The 14,077-nt window shown below is 66.4% G+C and carries 13 protein-coding genes and 3 pseudogenes; 6 read left to right on the top strand and 10 right to left on the bottom strand.

The genetic code is table 11. The features are described 5' to 3' along the window. Positions 1–35 precede the first annotated feature (35 nt). Positions 36–1,811, bottom strand: coding sequence for a tetratricopeptide repeat protein (locus tag A7Q26_RS08420; RefSeq protein ID WP_066859055.1), 1,776 nt, complete (start codon positions 1,809–1,811; stop codon positions 36–38). Between the two features lie 175 nt (positions 1,812–1,986). Between A7Q26_RS08420 and A7Q26_RS08425 the strand changes: the two genes are divergently transcribed. The 4 genes and pseudogenes from A7Q26_RS08425 to arsB all read left to right on the top strand — a co-directional run bounded on the left by A7Q26_RS08425 (position 1,987) and on the right by arsB (position 4,372). Continuing rightward, on the top strand, positions 1,987–2,337 hold the full coding sequence (locus tag A7Q26_RS08425) for an ArsR/SmtB family transcription factor (RefSeq protein ID WP_066858930.1): 351 nt from the start codon (positions 1,987–1,989) through the stop codon (positions 2,335–2,337). Beyond that, positions 2,334–2,756, top strand: a pseudogene (gene arsC, locus A7Q26_RS08430) (arsenate reductase (glutaredoxin)); the annotation flags it as partial. The gene A7Q26_RS08425 and the pseudogene arsC, both read left to right, overlap by 4 nt. Beyond that, positions 2,757–3,305 (top strand): GNAT family N-acetyltransferase, encoded by a 549-nt coding sequence (locus A7Q26_RS24540; RefSeq protein WP_084439055.1) that lies wholly within the window; start codon positions 2,757–2,759, stop codon positions 3,303–3,305. Continuing rightward, the gene (gene arsB / locus A7Q26_RS08435; RefSeq protein ID WP_066858931.1) at positions 3,302–4,372 is read left to right on the top strand and encodes an ACR3 family arsenite efflux transporter; all 1,071 of its coding nucleotides are present in this window, start codon (positions 3,302–3,304) and stop codon (positions 4,370–4,372) included. Before A7Q26_RS24540 ends, arsB begins: the two co-directional genes overlap by 4 nt. A gap of 8 nt (positions 4,373–4,380) precedes the next feature. On the opposite strand, the gene A7Q26_RS08440 is transcribed toward arsB, so the two are convergent. Both A7Q26_RS08440 and speB read right to left on the bottom strand, forming a co-directional pair. After that, positions 4,381–5,826 (bottom strand): APC family permease, encoded by a 1,446-nt coding sequence (locus A7Q26_RS08440; RefSeq protein WP_066858932.1) that lies wholly within the window; start codon positions 5,824–5,826, stop codon positions 4,381–4,383. Then, on the bottom strand, positions 5,823–6,866 hold the full coding sequence (speB, locus tag A7Q26_RS08445; protein WP_066858933.1) for an agmatinase: 1,044 nt from the start codon (positions 6,864–6,866) through the stop codon (positions 5,823–5,825). Before speB ends, A7Q26_RS08440 begins: the two co-directional genes overlap by 4 nt. A gap of 107 nt (positions 6,867–6,973) precedes the next feature. Between speB and A7Q26_RS08450 the strand changes: the two genes are divergently transcribed. Beyond that, the gene (locus tag A7Q26_RS08450; protein WP_066858934.1) at positions 6,974–7,978 is read left to right on the top strand and encodes an Ldh family oxidoreductase; all 1,005 of its coding nucleotides are present in this window, start codon (positions 6,974–6,976) and stop codon (positions 7,976–7,978) included. 21 nt (positions 7,979–7,999) lie between these two features. Here the strand turns inward: A7Q26_RS08450 and A7Q26_RS08455 are convergent, their stop codons facing one another. Further along, a complete protein-coding gene (locus A7Q26_RS08455; RefSeq protein ID WP_066858935.1) occupies positions 8,000–8,881 on the bottom strand; it encodes a helix-turn-helix domain-containing protein in 882 nt (293 codons plus the stop codon). A gap of 156 nt (positions 8,882–9,037) precedes the next feature. Here A7Q26_RS08455 and A7Q26_RS08460 point away from each other — a divergent pair, with 156 nt between their 5' ends. Further along, positions 9,038–9,892, top strand: coding sequence for an amidohydrolase family protein (locus A7Q26_RS08460; protein WP_066858936.1), 855 nt, complete (start codon positions 9,038–9,040; stop codon positions 9,890–9,892). A 40-nt stretch (positions 9,893–9,932) separates the two neighbouring features. Here the strand turns inward: A7Q26_RS08460 and A7Q26_RS08465 are convergent, their stop codons facing one another. The 6 genes and pseudogenes from A7Q26_RS08465 to A7Q26_RS08490 all read right to left on the bottom strand — a co-directional run. Further along, positions 9,933–11,228 carry an MFS transporter gene (locus A7Q26_RS08465; RefSeq protein ID WP_066858937.1) on the bottom strand — a complete coding sequence of 432 codons (1,296 nt, stop codon included), beginning with the start codon at positions 11,226–11,228 and terminating at the stop codon, positions 9,933–9,935. Positions 11,229–11,252: 24 nt separating this feature from the next. Next, positions 11,253–11,813: a DUF3237 domain-containing protein gene (locus A7Q26_RS08470; RefSeq protein ID WP_066858938.1), complete on the bottom strand. Its 561-nt coding sequence runs from the start codon at positions 11,811–11,813 to the stop codon at positions 11,253–11,255. A 107-nt stretch (positions 11,814–11,920) separates the two neighbouring features. After that, a complete protein-coding gene (locus tag A7Q26_RS08475; RefSeq protein ID WP_066858939.1) occupies positions 11,921–13,021 on the bottom strand; it encodes a helix-turn-helix transcriptional regulator in 1,101 nt (366 codons plus the stop codon). An 82-nt stretch (positions 13,022–13,103) separates the two neighbouring features. Next, positions 13,104–13,704, bottom strand: a pseudogene (locus tag A7Q26_RS24545) (phosphotransferase family protein). Then, positions 13,704–13,871: a hypothetical protein gene (locus tag A7Q26_RS25850; RefSeq protein ID WP_232313729.1), complete on the bottom strand. Its 168-nt coding sequence runs from the start codon at positions 13,869–13,871 to the stop codon at positions 13,704–13,706. The pseudogene A7Q26_RS24545 and the gene A7Q26_RS25850 overlap by 1 nt, the downstream one beginning before the upstream one ends. Next, positions 13,868–14,077, bottom strand: a pseudogene (locus A7Q26_RS08490) (acyl-CoA dehydrogenase family protein); the annotation flags it as partial. The pseudogene A7Q26_RS08490 and the gene A7Q26_RS25850, both read right to left, overlap by 4 nt.

The following is a 14,077-nucleotide window of genomic DNA, read 5'->3' on the forward strand; positions in this document are numbered from 1 at the left end:
TCACCAGACACCCCAATAACCGGTTTCGCGTGCGCCTACAGCCGGTCCATCTTCAGCCAGTCGGGATCGCCCACCCACGCGCGCTTCAGCGCGCCGTCGGCCGCTTCGGCGTGCGCCTTGCGCCCCAGCGACCGTTGCGAGGCAGCGACGCCGTAAAGCGCCCACCCATTGTTCGGCGATTGCATCAGCGCGGTGTTGAATGCCTGCGCCGCTTCGTCATATCGGCGTTGCCGGTACAATGCCGCGCCTAGCGACTGGTGAACGGGATAATACCAGAAGGGCGGCTCCATATAGGGTATCTTCTCTTCGGTCGCGATCGCCTCGCGGTAGAGATTTTCCGCCTGCCGATATTCCCCATTGGCATAGGCCCACCGGGCGCGCGCGACGGTCTCGGCCAGTTGCATCAGGTCGCGGGCCGGCACGCCCTGCGCGATCATCGGCAGGACGGCGTCGCCGTCGCGCACCGCGCGCAGCGCGGTCAGTTCCTGCTCGAAACCCGCCTTGTCGCGTTGCCGCGCGCGCGCGACGGCTCTGGCATAATGACGCATCGCCACGGCATAGGGCAGCCGCGCATCGGGCGGGCGCATCCCCAATATCTGTTCGGGCGTGGCGAATTGCGCCGCCGCGAAATAGGGCGACGCATGGATCGCCTGTATCCAGGCGATCTTGCCGCTGATGGCCGGACTGAGGATCTGGTTCAGCTTGCCCGCTTCCCGCAGCGCGGTGCCCATGTCCCCGGCCATTTGCGCCGACGTGACGATGAAATGGACATTGTGCGGATAATAGCCGTAGCGCACCAGTCCGGTGTCGCCGCTTGAGCGGATCCACGCCTCGTCCGCGCGTGCCGCCGCGATATTGACCCGGATCGAATCCTGCCAGCGACCCAGTCGGTAGTAGATATGCGCCGGCATATGGACCAGGTGCCCGGCGCGGGGCGCCAGCGGCTTGGAGAGCCGGTCCGCGGCCGCTTCCGCCCGCTTCGGGTCGGGGCCGTTCTCCATCAGGTGGATATAAAGATGGGCCGCCTGGGGATGGTCGGGATTGCGGGCCAGCACGGTTTCTACCAGCGCGATTGCATCGCCCAGTCGGGGTTGGGGCGTCCGGCGGTCCGCCAGCCAATAATCCCAGGGCCGCGTGTCCATCGCGGCTTCGGCGGCCAGCAGGCCGACATCGTCATGGGTGGGATGGGCAGCCGCCGCAGCGAGCATCTCGTCGGCATAGGCGGCGTCCAGCGCCGGTCGGTCCGCGTTCGGCTCGGCCGAATAGCGTGTCGTCATTGCCGCGGTTAGAGCCTGCTCGGCGGGAGTGGCCTTGCGTGCGAGCCAGTCGGCATAGCGCGCGAGGCCCACCGCCCGCGCGTTGGCGGCGGGGTCCATCGGCGCATTGATGTTCGGACCGTGCGCCAGCGCCTCGCCCCAGAAGCACATCGCGCAGTCGGGGTCGAGCCGCTGCGCTTCACGGAAGGACGCGATCGCCCCGGCATGGTTGAAGCCGTAGGCGAGTGCGAGTCCCTGATCGAAGTATCGCTGGGCGAGGGGATTGGCGGTCGTGATCGGGAACCGGACCGTTCCCAGTTCCTCATAGAGCGGCGCACGCCCTTCCGGCGTGGCCGACACCACAGTGGCGGCCAGCGCGATCCTCGAACGCATTGAAATACCGGCGGTCTTTCCGCCGCAAAGCGTGCGGACCAGCCGGGTCGGATCGAGCGACGCCATGACTGCGGGTGAATAGCTTGCTCCCGGTGTCGCATTCACGCTCATCAACAGGCCGGCTCCAGCCGTGAGCGCCACCGAATGAAGGATGTTCGTCATCGCCATCTCCCAATCCAGAGCGGGTCGATGGTCGGTTTCCTTAGCATGAAACCAGCCGGACCAGTAGTCCATTCGATCATGGCGGGCGCTTGGCCATTGCCCGCTTCACCGAAACAGGATGGACTGCGCGCCTATATTACGATATTTCCGCAATCATCGAATCGTGAGGTGCGATATGGATCAGGACAGGGCTGTCGGGGCGCTCGGCGCACTCGCGCAGCATACGCGGCTGTCGGTGTTCCGCCTGCTGATGCAAGCCGGTCCCGATGGCATGATCGCCGGCGCTCTGGCGGAGGCGATGGACGTCCCCCCCTCCACCATGTCTCATCATCTGGCGAAGCTGGAGCAGGCCGGGCTCGTCACCTCCCGGCGCACAAGCCGGCTCATCCATTATGCCGCCGATTATTCCGGGATGCAGGCGCTTCTCGCCTTCCTCACCGCCGATTGCTGTCAGGGTGATCCGCGCGCCTGTGCCGATCTTCTGACGACTGCGGCCTGCGGCGTCGCGGCGGAGGCCGGTGCATGACGGCCGACCTCATCATCTATCATAATCCGGAATGCGGCACGTCGCGCAACGCGCTCGCGATGATCCGCAATGCGGGGATCGAGCCGCATGTCGTCGAATATCTCAAGACGCCGCCGTCGCGTGCGATGCTCGAAGACCTGATCGCCCGGTCCGGCATGACCACCCGTGCGCTGCTGCGCGAGAAGGGGACGCCCTATGCCGAATTGGGCCTCGCCGATGAAAGCCTGTCGGACCAGGCCTTGGTCGATGCGATGATGGCCCATCCCATCCTCATCAACCGGCCGCTGGTCGTTTCGCCGCTGGGCGTGCGGCTCTGCCGCCCGTCCGAAGCGGTGTTGGCGCTGATCCCGGCGGCGCAACGCGTCGCTTTCGCCAAGGAAGATGGCGAACGGGTGATCGGCACCGATGGTGGCCGCATAATGGCGGATGTTCGACCGACGGTCATGGTTCGTCCGGCGACACATGCCGATGCGCCCGCCATTGCCGCCATCTATGCCCATCACGTCCGGCATGGCACAGCGAGCTTCGATACGGTGCCACGATCCCCGGCCGAGACCGAGGCAAGGGTCCGGGACTGTGTGGCGCGCGGATGGCCCTTCCTTGTCGCGGCAGCGGACGGCGAGGTGGTCGGCTATGCCTATGCGACCCAGTTTCGCGATCGTCCCGCTTATGCCTCGACCTGCGAGAATTCGATCTATGTCGATCCCCGCCATCTCGGCCAAGGCGTCGGCAAGACGCTGCTCGCGGCCCTTCTGGCGCGGGCGGAGGCTGCCGGCTTCCGCCAGATGATAGCCGTAATCGGGGGCGGCGAACCCGCGTCGGTCGCCCTTCACGCCAGCCTCGGCTTCCAGCATAGGGGCCGGATGCGCTCGGTGGGACGCAAGTTCGGTCGCTGGCTCGACACCGTCTATATGCAGATTCCGCTGGGTGCCGGCGATGCGGCTCCCCCTCCCGAGGAACCCGAATGACCCCTTGCCCACGGCCGCGCCTGTCCTTTCTGGACAGATATCTGACCCTGTGGATCTTCCTGGCCATGGCATTGGGGGTCGTCCTCGGCACGACGGTGGAAGGATTGCCTGCGGCGATCGACAGCCTGTCCTGGGGTGCCACCAATATCCCGATCGCCATCGGCCTCATCCTGATGATGTATCCGCCCCTCGCGCGGGTCCGCTATGAGGAATTGCCCCGCGTGTTCGAAGACCGGCGGGTGCTTGCGATCTCGCTGATCCAGAACTGGATCATCGGCCCGGTGCTGATGTTCGCACTCGCCGTGATCTTCCTGCGCGACGAGCCGGAATATATGACCGGCCTCATCCTCATCGGCCTCGCCCGCTGCATCGCCATGGTGATCGTCTGGAACCAGCTGGCGCGCGGCGACAATCAATATGTCGCGGCGCTGGTGGCCTTCAATTCCCTCTTCCAGATCCTGTTCTTCAGCGCCTATGCCTGGTTCTTCCTCGCCTTCCTGCCGCCGCTGCTCGGCTTGGAGGGCAGCGTCATTGACGTCAGCTTCCGGACCATCGCCGAAGCGGTCGGCATCTATCTCGGCATCCCCTTTCTTGCCGGCTATCTGACCCGGACATGGCTCGCCGCCGCCAAGGGCCAGGACTGGTATGAGGGGGTGTTCCTGCCCCGGATCGGGCCGATCACGCTGGTCGCCCTGCTCTTCACCATTCTCGCCATGTTCAGCCTGAAGGGCCGGGACATCGTTACCCTGCCGGTGGACGCCATCCGCATCGCTATCCCACTTGCTGTCTACTTCGTTGTCCAGTTCACGATCAGCTTCGTCATGGGCAAGCTGATTGCCAGCGACTATCCACGCACGACCGCGGTCGCCTTCACCGCTGCGGGCAATAATTTCGAACTTGCGATCGCCGTGGCCATCGCGTCTTTTGGCCTTGCCTCACCGGTCGCCTTTGCCGCCGTCATCGGCCCGCTGGTCGAAGTCCCCGTGCTCGTCCTGTTGGTGAGCGCAGCCTTCTGGTTCGGGCGGCGATGGTTTCCCGATACGCTCTCGGCCCGCGAAGGGGCGTGATATGGCGATCAGGCGCGCGACATGCCTTGCCGGTCGATGCGGGTCAGAACCATCGCGGCCCAGAGCCGACGCAGCGAAACGAGCATCGCACCCAGTAGCGCCCAGCCAAGCATCAGCCAGATTTCCACCGGGACGCCCGCAGCCACTCCAAAGGGCGCGACGACGGCGGCGATCGCGACGATCGTCGCGCCCAGCGTGATCGACAGCAGGAGGGGCCGGCCACCCGGCAGGACATAGGCGGGCGCGCTTCCGCCCTCGTTCATCGCCCGCAGGCGCATCAGCACCAGCAGCGCGACCGCGGCAATGGCGGTCGTGCAGATGGTGCCCATCGCGATGATCGGGCTGATGGCGCCGCGCCCGGCCAGCACCCCGACGCAGGTCCATCCGCCGACCAGCAACGCCGCGCGGCGCGGCGCCCCGCTTCTGGCATCGACATGCGCCAGCATGGAGGGGAGGAAGCCCGCGCGCGCCTGCGCCAGGATGACGCGCGTTGCGGACAGGTGCATGGCGTTCCAGGTCTTCAGCAGGGATGCCATCGCGACCAGCAGGATGCCCTTGGTTGCGATGCCGCCGGCCAGCGCCTGATCGAAGGCGGCCGCGACGGGCAGCGCGCCGGTCGTAAGTGCGCGCCAGGGGAGCAGTGAGGTGGAAGCGAGAATGATGAGGCTGTAGAAGAGGGCGGCCATCAGCACTGCCAGCGTCATGGCCTTGGCGACGGTGCGGAAACTTGTGCCGGGGGCACGTTCCTCTACCGCCGAGGCCGCGGTCTGGAAGCCCGACAGCCACATGCCCGCGACACCCAGCATGACGAACATGCCGCCGATGAAGCTCCGATCCTGCGCCGATTCGAACAGGGGACGCCAATTGGCCGGATCACCCTGCGCGAAACCCAGAAGGACAAGCATGGCGGATGCGGCGAGAAAGCTGAACGTCACTACCTTCTGGAAACCCACCGCGATCGTTGCCCCGGCCGCGTTGAGGACCGTCATCACGGCCGCCCCGGCCAGTCCTATGGCGAGGTCGAGGATGGTGATCGGCTTGCCCAGCAATGTGTAGAGCGGCGGCTGTCCGGCGACCGAGGGCAGGAGATTTTCGAGGAACCAGGACAGCGCCAGCCCCTCGAAGGCGCAGATGCCGACGAAATAGAGGGTCAGGAACCATCCGGTGATGAATCCGGGCCAGGGACCAAAGGCCTTTTCCACGAAAACGAACTCTGCCCCCGCGCGGGGTACGCGCGCGACCAGTTCGGCATAGGCCGCGGCGACCGGCACCATCAGCAAGGTCATGCCAAGGAACGCGAGTACCGCGCCTCCCGGACCGGCCGGGCTGACCCATTCGCCCATCAGCACCATCCAGGCCGACCCGACGATCGTGCCGAAAGCCAGCGCGAAGAAGCCGGGGCCGGTCACGCCGCGCCGCAGCGCTGGTCCGGCGGGCGCACTGCCCTCGCTCATCGCCGCAACTGCACCAGACAGAGCAACTGGAACAGCATCTGCGCGGCCGCCTGCGCCGTCACCGTGCCGGGATCATATTCGGGCGCGACTTCCACTACGTCGCCGCCTATGATGTCGATGCCGGCAAGCCCCCGCAGCAGATGCAGCGCCTCGCGCGTGGACAGGCCGCCGACTTCGGGCGTGCCCGTTCCCGGCGCATAGACGGGGTCGAGCCCATCGACATCGAAAGTGACATAGGTCGGTCCGTCGCCCACAACCTCCAGCGCCTTCGCGATCACCGCGTCCATGCCCATCGCCGCGCAGTCCTCTGCGTGGATGACCGTCATCCCGGATGCGTAGGAAAATTCCCACAGATATTCCGCGCCGCCGCGAATGCCGATCTGGATGGAGCGCCTCGGGTCCAGTACACCCGCCAGAACGGCCTCGCGGAAGGGTGCGCCATGATGGAATTTGGAGCCTTCGTAGATGCCGCCGGTGTCGCAATGGGCGTCGAAATGCACCATCCCCATCGGCCCCTTGGCGCGGGCCAGTCCCTTCATGATCGACCCGGTGATCGAATGGTCGCCGCCGACCGACAGCGGAATCGCGCGGGTCTCGCCGATCATGGCATAACAACCTTCGATATCGGCATGGCAGAGCGCCAGATCATAGCGGCTCTGCATCGGCACGTCGCCCACGTCCGCGACCTTGAGCTGGTTCATCGGCGCGACCCGCAGCGCATGTTCGTAGGGACCGATCCGATCCACCGCGCGGACCGCGCGAGGACCGTAACGTGCCCCCGGCCGGTTCGTTACGCCCAGGTCCATGGGCACGCCGATCAGCGCGACATCCAGCGCATCCAGCGTCAGGGCCGTCAGTCCGTCCGCGATATAGGGCGCGTCGAGCAGCGTGGAAGGTTGCGCGAAGGGCCAACGCCGTTTGTCGCCGTTCTTGAACTGCAACCCGGCGACTTCGCGAAAATGAGGATCATGAATGTCCGCCCCGCCGCTCCCGGCATAGAGGCGGCGAAGGTCGTCGAGATCGAGCGGATCGGTGGGCATGGCGACCAGTCTGTACGGCGCCGAAGGGGCGGCAATGGGGCAAATGGCGTATGGCTTCATGCAGGCAGGGCGTTGCCTCGCCGGCCGAAGCGGGGGAGGGTAGTGGCATGACGCACATGGATTTCGAAGCGCTGGTGGCGTTGCTGCGTCGCATCTTCCTGGCGAACGGCACGTCGCCGCTGGTGGCGGATAGTCTCGCCCGCAACTGCGCGGGCGCGGAGCGCGACGCTGCCATGAGTCATGGCCTCTTTCGGATGGCGGGCTATGTCGCGACCCTGCGGAGCGGTTGGGTTGACGGGCGGGCAACGCCAGTTGTCGAGGATGCCGGCGCGTCTTTCCTGCGGGTCGATGCCGCCAATGGATTCGCCCAGCCCGCACTGGCCGCGGCGGCGCCGCTGGCGATGGCGATGGCGCGAAAGACCGGCGCCTGCGTCGTGGCGATCCGCCGTTCGCATCATTTCGCGGCGCTCTGGCCCGATGTCGAGCCTTTCGCGGAGGCGGGCCTGGTGGCGATCGCCATGGTGGACAGCATGGCCGTGGTGGTGCCGCCCGGCGCCCGGCGTCCGGTCTATGGCACCAATCCGCTTGCCTTCGCCGCGCCGCGCGAAGGTGGGCGCATCCTTGTGTTCGACCAGGCGGTCAGTGTCCTCGCGCATGGCGATGTGCAGATCGCCGCGCGCGACGGGCATGAACTGCCGCCCGGCGCGGGCGTGGATGCGGCGGGCCAGCCGACCCGTGATCCACGCGCGGTTCTGGACGGCGGCGCGCTGCTGCCTTTCGGCGGGCACAAGGGCGCCGCGATCGCGATGATGATCGAGATCATGGCGGGTGCGCTCACCGGGGGTCTCTACTCGCACGAGGTCGACTGGTCGGCGCACCCCGGCGCGCAGACGCCCTGCACCGGCGAGTGTCTGATCCTGATCGATCCGGCGCGTGCTGGCCCCGCGGCAGGTTTCGCCGCCCGCGTCGAGCATCTGGTAGCTACGCTGCGTGCGGCAGGGCAGGACCGTATGCCCGGCGATCGTCGCTTCGCCGCGCGGGAAAAGGCGCTGCGCGATGGCGTCCTGGTCAGCGCCGCCATGCTCCATCATCTGGAGAGCCTGATGGGGTGATCCGGCCTGGCGCGTCGACGGTCAGGACGATCTCGTCTGCCGCTCCATGCGATAGGCGCGCGGCGAGCGGCCGATGTGGCGGGTGAAGAAGCGGGAGAAATAGGCCGAATCCTCGAAGCCTACGGCATAGGCGATCTCCGTCACCGACAATTGGGAGTAAAGGAGCAGGCGTCGTGCTTCCAGCAACGCCCTGTCGTCCAGCATCTGGGCAGGCGAACAATTGGCGACGCGGGCACAGGCCTGGCGTAGTGCGGTCAGGCTGGTCCCCAGCGCCTTCGCATAAACCGGGATCGCCTCACGCTGCCGGAAGCGCTGTTCGATCCGTTCGCGCAGGCGTGCGACCAGCGCGGCCTGGCGCGCGGTGCCCGGTTGCGTGCTTCTGGCAAGGGTCGCGTGGCGGACAGCCAGCACCATCAGCAGGAGCAGAGTGGATTCCACCGCGGAACGCTGGCCTGGCCCCGACCAGCCAAGCTCTTTCGCCATTCGGGCGATGATCGCCTCGGCATCCGGACCTTCCTCCTGGGGCAGGGTGACGGCATGGGCGTGGGTGAATAGCGGGGTCAGGTCGGGATCGCGCGCCACAAGGTCGCGCAGATAGGTATCGGCGATGGTCGTGACATAACCGCGCGATTCCCGGTACCAGGTGAAGCCATGGACGACGCCGGTCGGGATCAATAGCAGGCAGGGCGCCTCGAAGCTGACGCGCATGGCCTCCGCCTGCATCGCGCCTCCGCCCTCGGCGATGAGGATGATGTGGTTGAGGTCGCGATGGATATGCGGCCTTATGGTCCATTCGCTCGGCCGGGACCGGTCGTCCAGGCTTTCGACATGCACGAAACCTTCCGCGACGCTGCGCTGGGGTTCGCCATAGAGGTAGAAGCTGGGAACGGAGGCCGTCGACATCGTTCGACCATAGGGGGGATCGGACGGGCCAACAATGTCGAGCGTGCGGACCTTTTACCCCGGCCCGCGCCAATGCTATCGAACGCCGTCGCCGATCTTGCACGCAATCGATCGGGTTTGCAGGGATGGAGAAGAAGCCCGGGTGGGGATGATGGCATGAAGAGACCGCAAATCCTCGATTCGCACCAGCATTTCTGGCGCATAGGCGGGCCTGGCCAGACGTGGCCGGATGCGGATTGGCCCCTGCTCCATCGCGACTTCCTGCCCGACGACCTCTTTCGTGCGACGGCGGAGATCGACATGATCGGCAGCATTTTGGTTCAGTCCCAGCCGGACGACCGCGACACTGACTGGATGCTGGACCTGGCGGCCGATGATCCGCTCGTGATGGGCGTGGTGGGCTGGGTCGCGCTGGACGACGTGGCGGCTCCGGCGCGGATCGCCCGGCTCGCCGCGCATCCCAAACTGGTCGGCCTTCGGCCGATGCTTCAGGAAATTGCCGACAGCGCATGGATGTTGCGCGATGATCTGACGCCCGCGATCGAGGCTATGCTGCGGCACGGCTTGCGGTTCGACGCCCTGATCCAGCCACGCCATCTGCCTGCCATGGCTCGCTTCGCCGAACGCTGGCCCCAATTGCCCATCGTCATCGATCATGGCGCCAAGCCGCGGGCGGCGGCCATGATCCTCGACCCGTGGCGGGACCAACTGGCCCGGCTCGCTGGCTATCCCAATATCTGGTGCAAGCTGTCGGGACTGCGCACCGAGCAGGCTCTGGGGCAGGCGGCGGATGCGCTGGCTCCCTATGTCGAGCATATCCTGACATGCTTCGGGGCCCGCGCCATGTGGGGCAGCGACTGGCCGGTGCTCCTGCACATGGGCGACAGCTATGTCGACTGGGTCGATGATATGGTGCGGCTGGCAGGCGATCTGGATGAAACGGCGAGGGTCTCGCTGTTCTCGGGCGCCGCTCGAGCCTTCTATGGGCTGGATGGCGCGGAGGCCGCATGATCTGGCGGGCCCCCGCTCCAGCCCCCGACGCCGCGCCGCGTCAGGCAGTGCGTGGCCGCAGCATGGCCAGCAGCAGCGCGCCCGCCAGCGACCCGAGCGCCATGACGAATGCGACCAGCGGCAGGCCATAGTCCATTGCGAAGAGGAATCCGGCCAGGATTGGCCCGAGCGCTGCGCCGCCCCGCCCGACGCCGATGACGATACCCGTGCCGCCCGCCCGGACGGAGGTGGGGAAGGATTGGGCCACGAGCGCATAGAGGCCGACCACTGCGGCATTGGTGCAGAAGCCGCCAGCGCCGGCAACGAAGCTGAGGCCCGCCAGCGTCGTCTGGGTCTGACCGAAGACCGTCACCATGATGGTGGATCCCATCATGGCGACGAGCACGAGCCCGCGTACCGGCAGGCGCCAGCTCAGGGCGCTCAGCAACAGCGAACCCAGCAGCCCGCCGACATTGGCCCAGACCAGCACGCCGCCTGCGGCCGAAGGGGCATAACCCATGTCCACCACGATCTTGGGGATCCATTTCAGGATGAAATAGAAGGTCATGATGTGGCAGAAATAGGCCAGCGTCAGCAGGATGGTCGTCCTCGCCAGGCCTGGCGCGAACAGCGCCGCGAAGGATGGTTTGGGCGCGGCATGGTCGACGGGCGGCAGGGTTTCGGCGCGGGCATGGCCCATGCGGTCGAGCAGGCGGTTGATCCGCGCCAGAGCATCGGTCGGTCGCTTTTGCAGCAGGAAGCCGATCGATTCGGGCAACAGCATGAGCGCGACCGGCAGGAAGAGCGCGGTCACGAGGCTGCCGAACAGGAAGATGTCCCGCCACCCTCCCGCGACCAGAAGTTGCGAGGCGACCGAACCGCCCAGGATCGCTCCGACCGGGTAGCCGGCCGCCATAATCGCGACGGCCAGGCTGCGGGCGCGGGCGTTCGCCAGTTCCGCGACCATCGCATTGGTGCAGGCCAGCATCCCACCGATGCCCAGCCCCGTGACAAGGCGCACAACGGATAGGGACAGGACGTTCCACGACTGTGTCGCAGCGCCCATGCCGACTGCCATCACGACCAGGCAGCCCAGGATGGTCGGGCGGCGTCCGATGCGATCGGCGAGATTGCCGAGCAGGACCGATCCCACCGCCATGCCGATCAGCTCCATCGAGAGGACGAGGCCCAGCGCGGCGCGATCGATTCCCCATTCGGCGGCGATGCCTGGCGATGCGAAGCTGATCGCCAGCACGTCGAACCCGTCGAGCGCGTTGAGCAGCACGCACAGGATGATCCCGGCAATCTGCAATCGTCCCATGGACGCCTCGTCCAGTTGACGCCTGATATCGGTCATCCTCGCTCCATGTCGTTTTTTTGTTCAGCCGACTTCAAAAATATCGAGCCGTACATGGTCCTTATAGCGTGCGGCGCTGCACAGGAAGACGGTGCGGCCGAGCCAGGCGTGGGGACTTTCGCTCGCCACCTCGAAGCGCGGGGTCGTGCGGAAGTAATAAAGAGCGGGATCCACGGCCTCGCCCGCCGCGATCCGGGCCAGGACCGGAGCGGGGCCGCGCCGATAGCCGGGATTGACGATGGAAAGGATGCTGCCGTCGCTTGCCTCGATTGAATAGCGGGCGAGGATGTCGGCCGTGCCGTCGGAGCGGATTGTCTGCCAGTCGGCGCCGCCGGGCAAGACCCTTCCGGTCAGGCGCGGGCCGTCAAAGCTGCCCCCGACAATCGGGATGACCCGCTTGCGCGCACCGTCCACCATGCCCAGTTCCTGCGCCGGGCCGATCAGCACCCGCAGCCGCATGGCGAGGATCAGCGGCGGCGCGGGCAGGGCGTCGGTTTCCTTGGCCTGGGCTGTCGGCACGCCGCCGGCCAGCGCGAGAAAAGGCATCGCCTTGAGCAGGCCACGCCGATGCAGCGGCTCTTCCATATCCTCTCCCCCTGTCATTCCGTGTCATGGAAGTAGCGGATCATCTCCCGCACGTCGATCTTTCCGGCCGCTGTGCTCGTCGTGACATGGGCCGCCGCAGCGCCCGCTCAGGGGTTGCCTGCTATCGACAGCACGCTGGTCAGGATATTGCGCACCAACTCGGCCTGGCCGCGTGCGCCGGTCTTGGCGTAGACTTTCTTGGAATAGTTGCGGGCCGTTTCCACTGTGATTCCGAGTTCCACCGCGGCTTCCTGGATGGAAAAGCCGCTGGCAATAGCCCAGGCCAGCCTCGCTTCGCTGGGCAGCAGCCCGAACAGATCGGCCAGCTGGTCGCATCGATCGGCATGGGACCAGCGGTCTCCGCTCAGATAGGCGATGGCGACAGGCTTGGAATGGGGTGATGCGAAGCGACTGTGGACGGGCGTGACCAGCATGTCCATCCAGGGGTCGCGGCTCAGGTTGAACGCACGCGGGCGGCCCTCGCCCGCTTCGGTATAGGATTTGACGAGCGCGGTCAGCGTGCGATCCACTGCGGGCGACGCAGGCGTCAGGCGATCATAGCGGCCCCGGCGCAGGACGGCCGTGCGTTGGAACAGCTGCTCCACATGGGGGGTCATGTCGATGATGCGGCAGCGCGCATCCAGCGTCAGCCAGCCGAAGTTCAACCGTCCGAAAGCGTCGGATGTCAGGGAGGAACGGAACCGTTCGCGCTCCAGTGCGATGAAGCTGCGCAGCGCGATCCGCACATGCGGCACCAGCGCCGTCAGCAGGGCGCTCACCGTCGATCCGATCCGATGGTCGCCCGCACAGGTCAGCCACGCATCGACGCCGCTGGGTTCCGCGACCCGGACCGATCGCATGTCGGCGATGCCGAGGCCGTGCAGAAAATCGTCCCGATAGGCGCGCTGCACCGGGTCGAGGGGGTTGAGCAACTCGTCCAGCGTATAGACGCGCGCCTCGCGCATGTCCCTGTAGGGCAACGGATCGCGCCGATCATATTGTTCGCTGAACAGCCGGTCCAGATGGGGCGGCGTGGCCGGGCCGGTATGCAGCTCGACGATCGCCTCCTCGTCGATCGGACGGAATGCAAGCGCGACATAGAGGGCGCCGGTCCGCGCGCGCAGTTTCTCCAGGAAGCCGTGCCAGAGCGGCTGCTCGAATATCCCCTCGTGCAGCGCGGCCAGCAATCCATTGTCGTCCAGTCGCATGGCATGGCATTATAGCCTCCCATTTGGGAGGTGCAATCCCGCCGGCGCAGGGCAGCGCGCCGCTTCGTCCCCGCATCAGCGCTCAAGGCCGCGCCGCGCGATGGCTGCCAGCCGGAAGAAGTTGGAGGCGATGTAGAAAAGCCAGTGATCGACCCCGACCCGGCCGGTCCGCGCCGGCCAGCCCCGCGACGATCTCGGGTGGCATCCGGTACATCATCGCGTGATAGGCGAAGTCGGCCAGCGGAAGGCCCAGCGTTGACAATTCCCGGTCCAGCACGGCCAGCACACGCGGCTCGCGGGGGTGGAATATCATGTTGTCACAGCAGAAATCGCCATGGACGATCGCGCTTTCGTCGTCCGGCGGGATGTTTTCGGGCATGGACATCGACACTGTGAAGCTGGGCCATGGCGGCGTTCATCGCATCAAAATAGGCCGGACGCTCGTCGCGCGGGACGTCGGGCAGGTTAGCGTCCCAAAAGATCCGCACCTCGACCAGGTCCATGACGTAGAAGGGCGTGCCCATCTGGTCGCCATCCTCGCAGCGTCCGAAAATATGGGGAAGGGGGAAGGCCGCCTGCTCCCGCGTTGTCAGTACCTTGACCTCGCGCTCGATCGCATGGGCGCCGTTGAGAAACAGGCCCGGCGGTTTGCGCCGCAAGACATAGGAACGGGCCGGGGTCACTAGCCGATGGTCGGATTGGATTGCCCCCCCTTGAACTGCTCGACCGTCAATGGCCCGGAAAAGTCGGGGATGTGCGCCCGAATCCAGTCGGCGAGCGCGCCCTCGTCGAAGGCATAGCCCTCGCGCACGGCCGTCGTTCCGGCATTGGCGTCCGCGCCGCTGCTCATACTGCCTGCGCCTTCAGAAAGTCGCGCTTGATCTTCTTGGCCAGGCTCCATTTATGCACTTCGGTCGGGCCGTCATAGATACGGAAGGCGCGGACCTCGCGGAAGATTTGCTCCACCACGGTGTCGCCCGAAACGCCCGTGCCCCCCATCACCTGGACGCATTTGTCCGACACGCGCATCAGCGCCTCGCTGACCGCGCCCTTCGC

Source organism: Sphingobium sp. TCM1, from assembly GCF_001650725.1.
GTDB lineage: Bacteria > Pseudomonadota > Alphaproteobacteria > Sphingomonadales > Sphingomonadaceae > Sphingobium.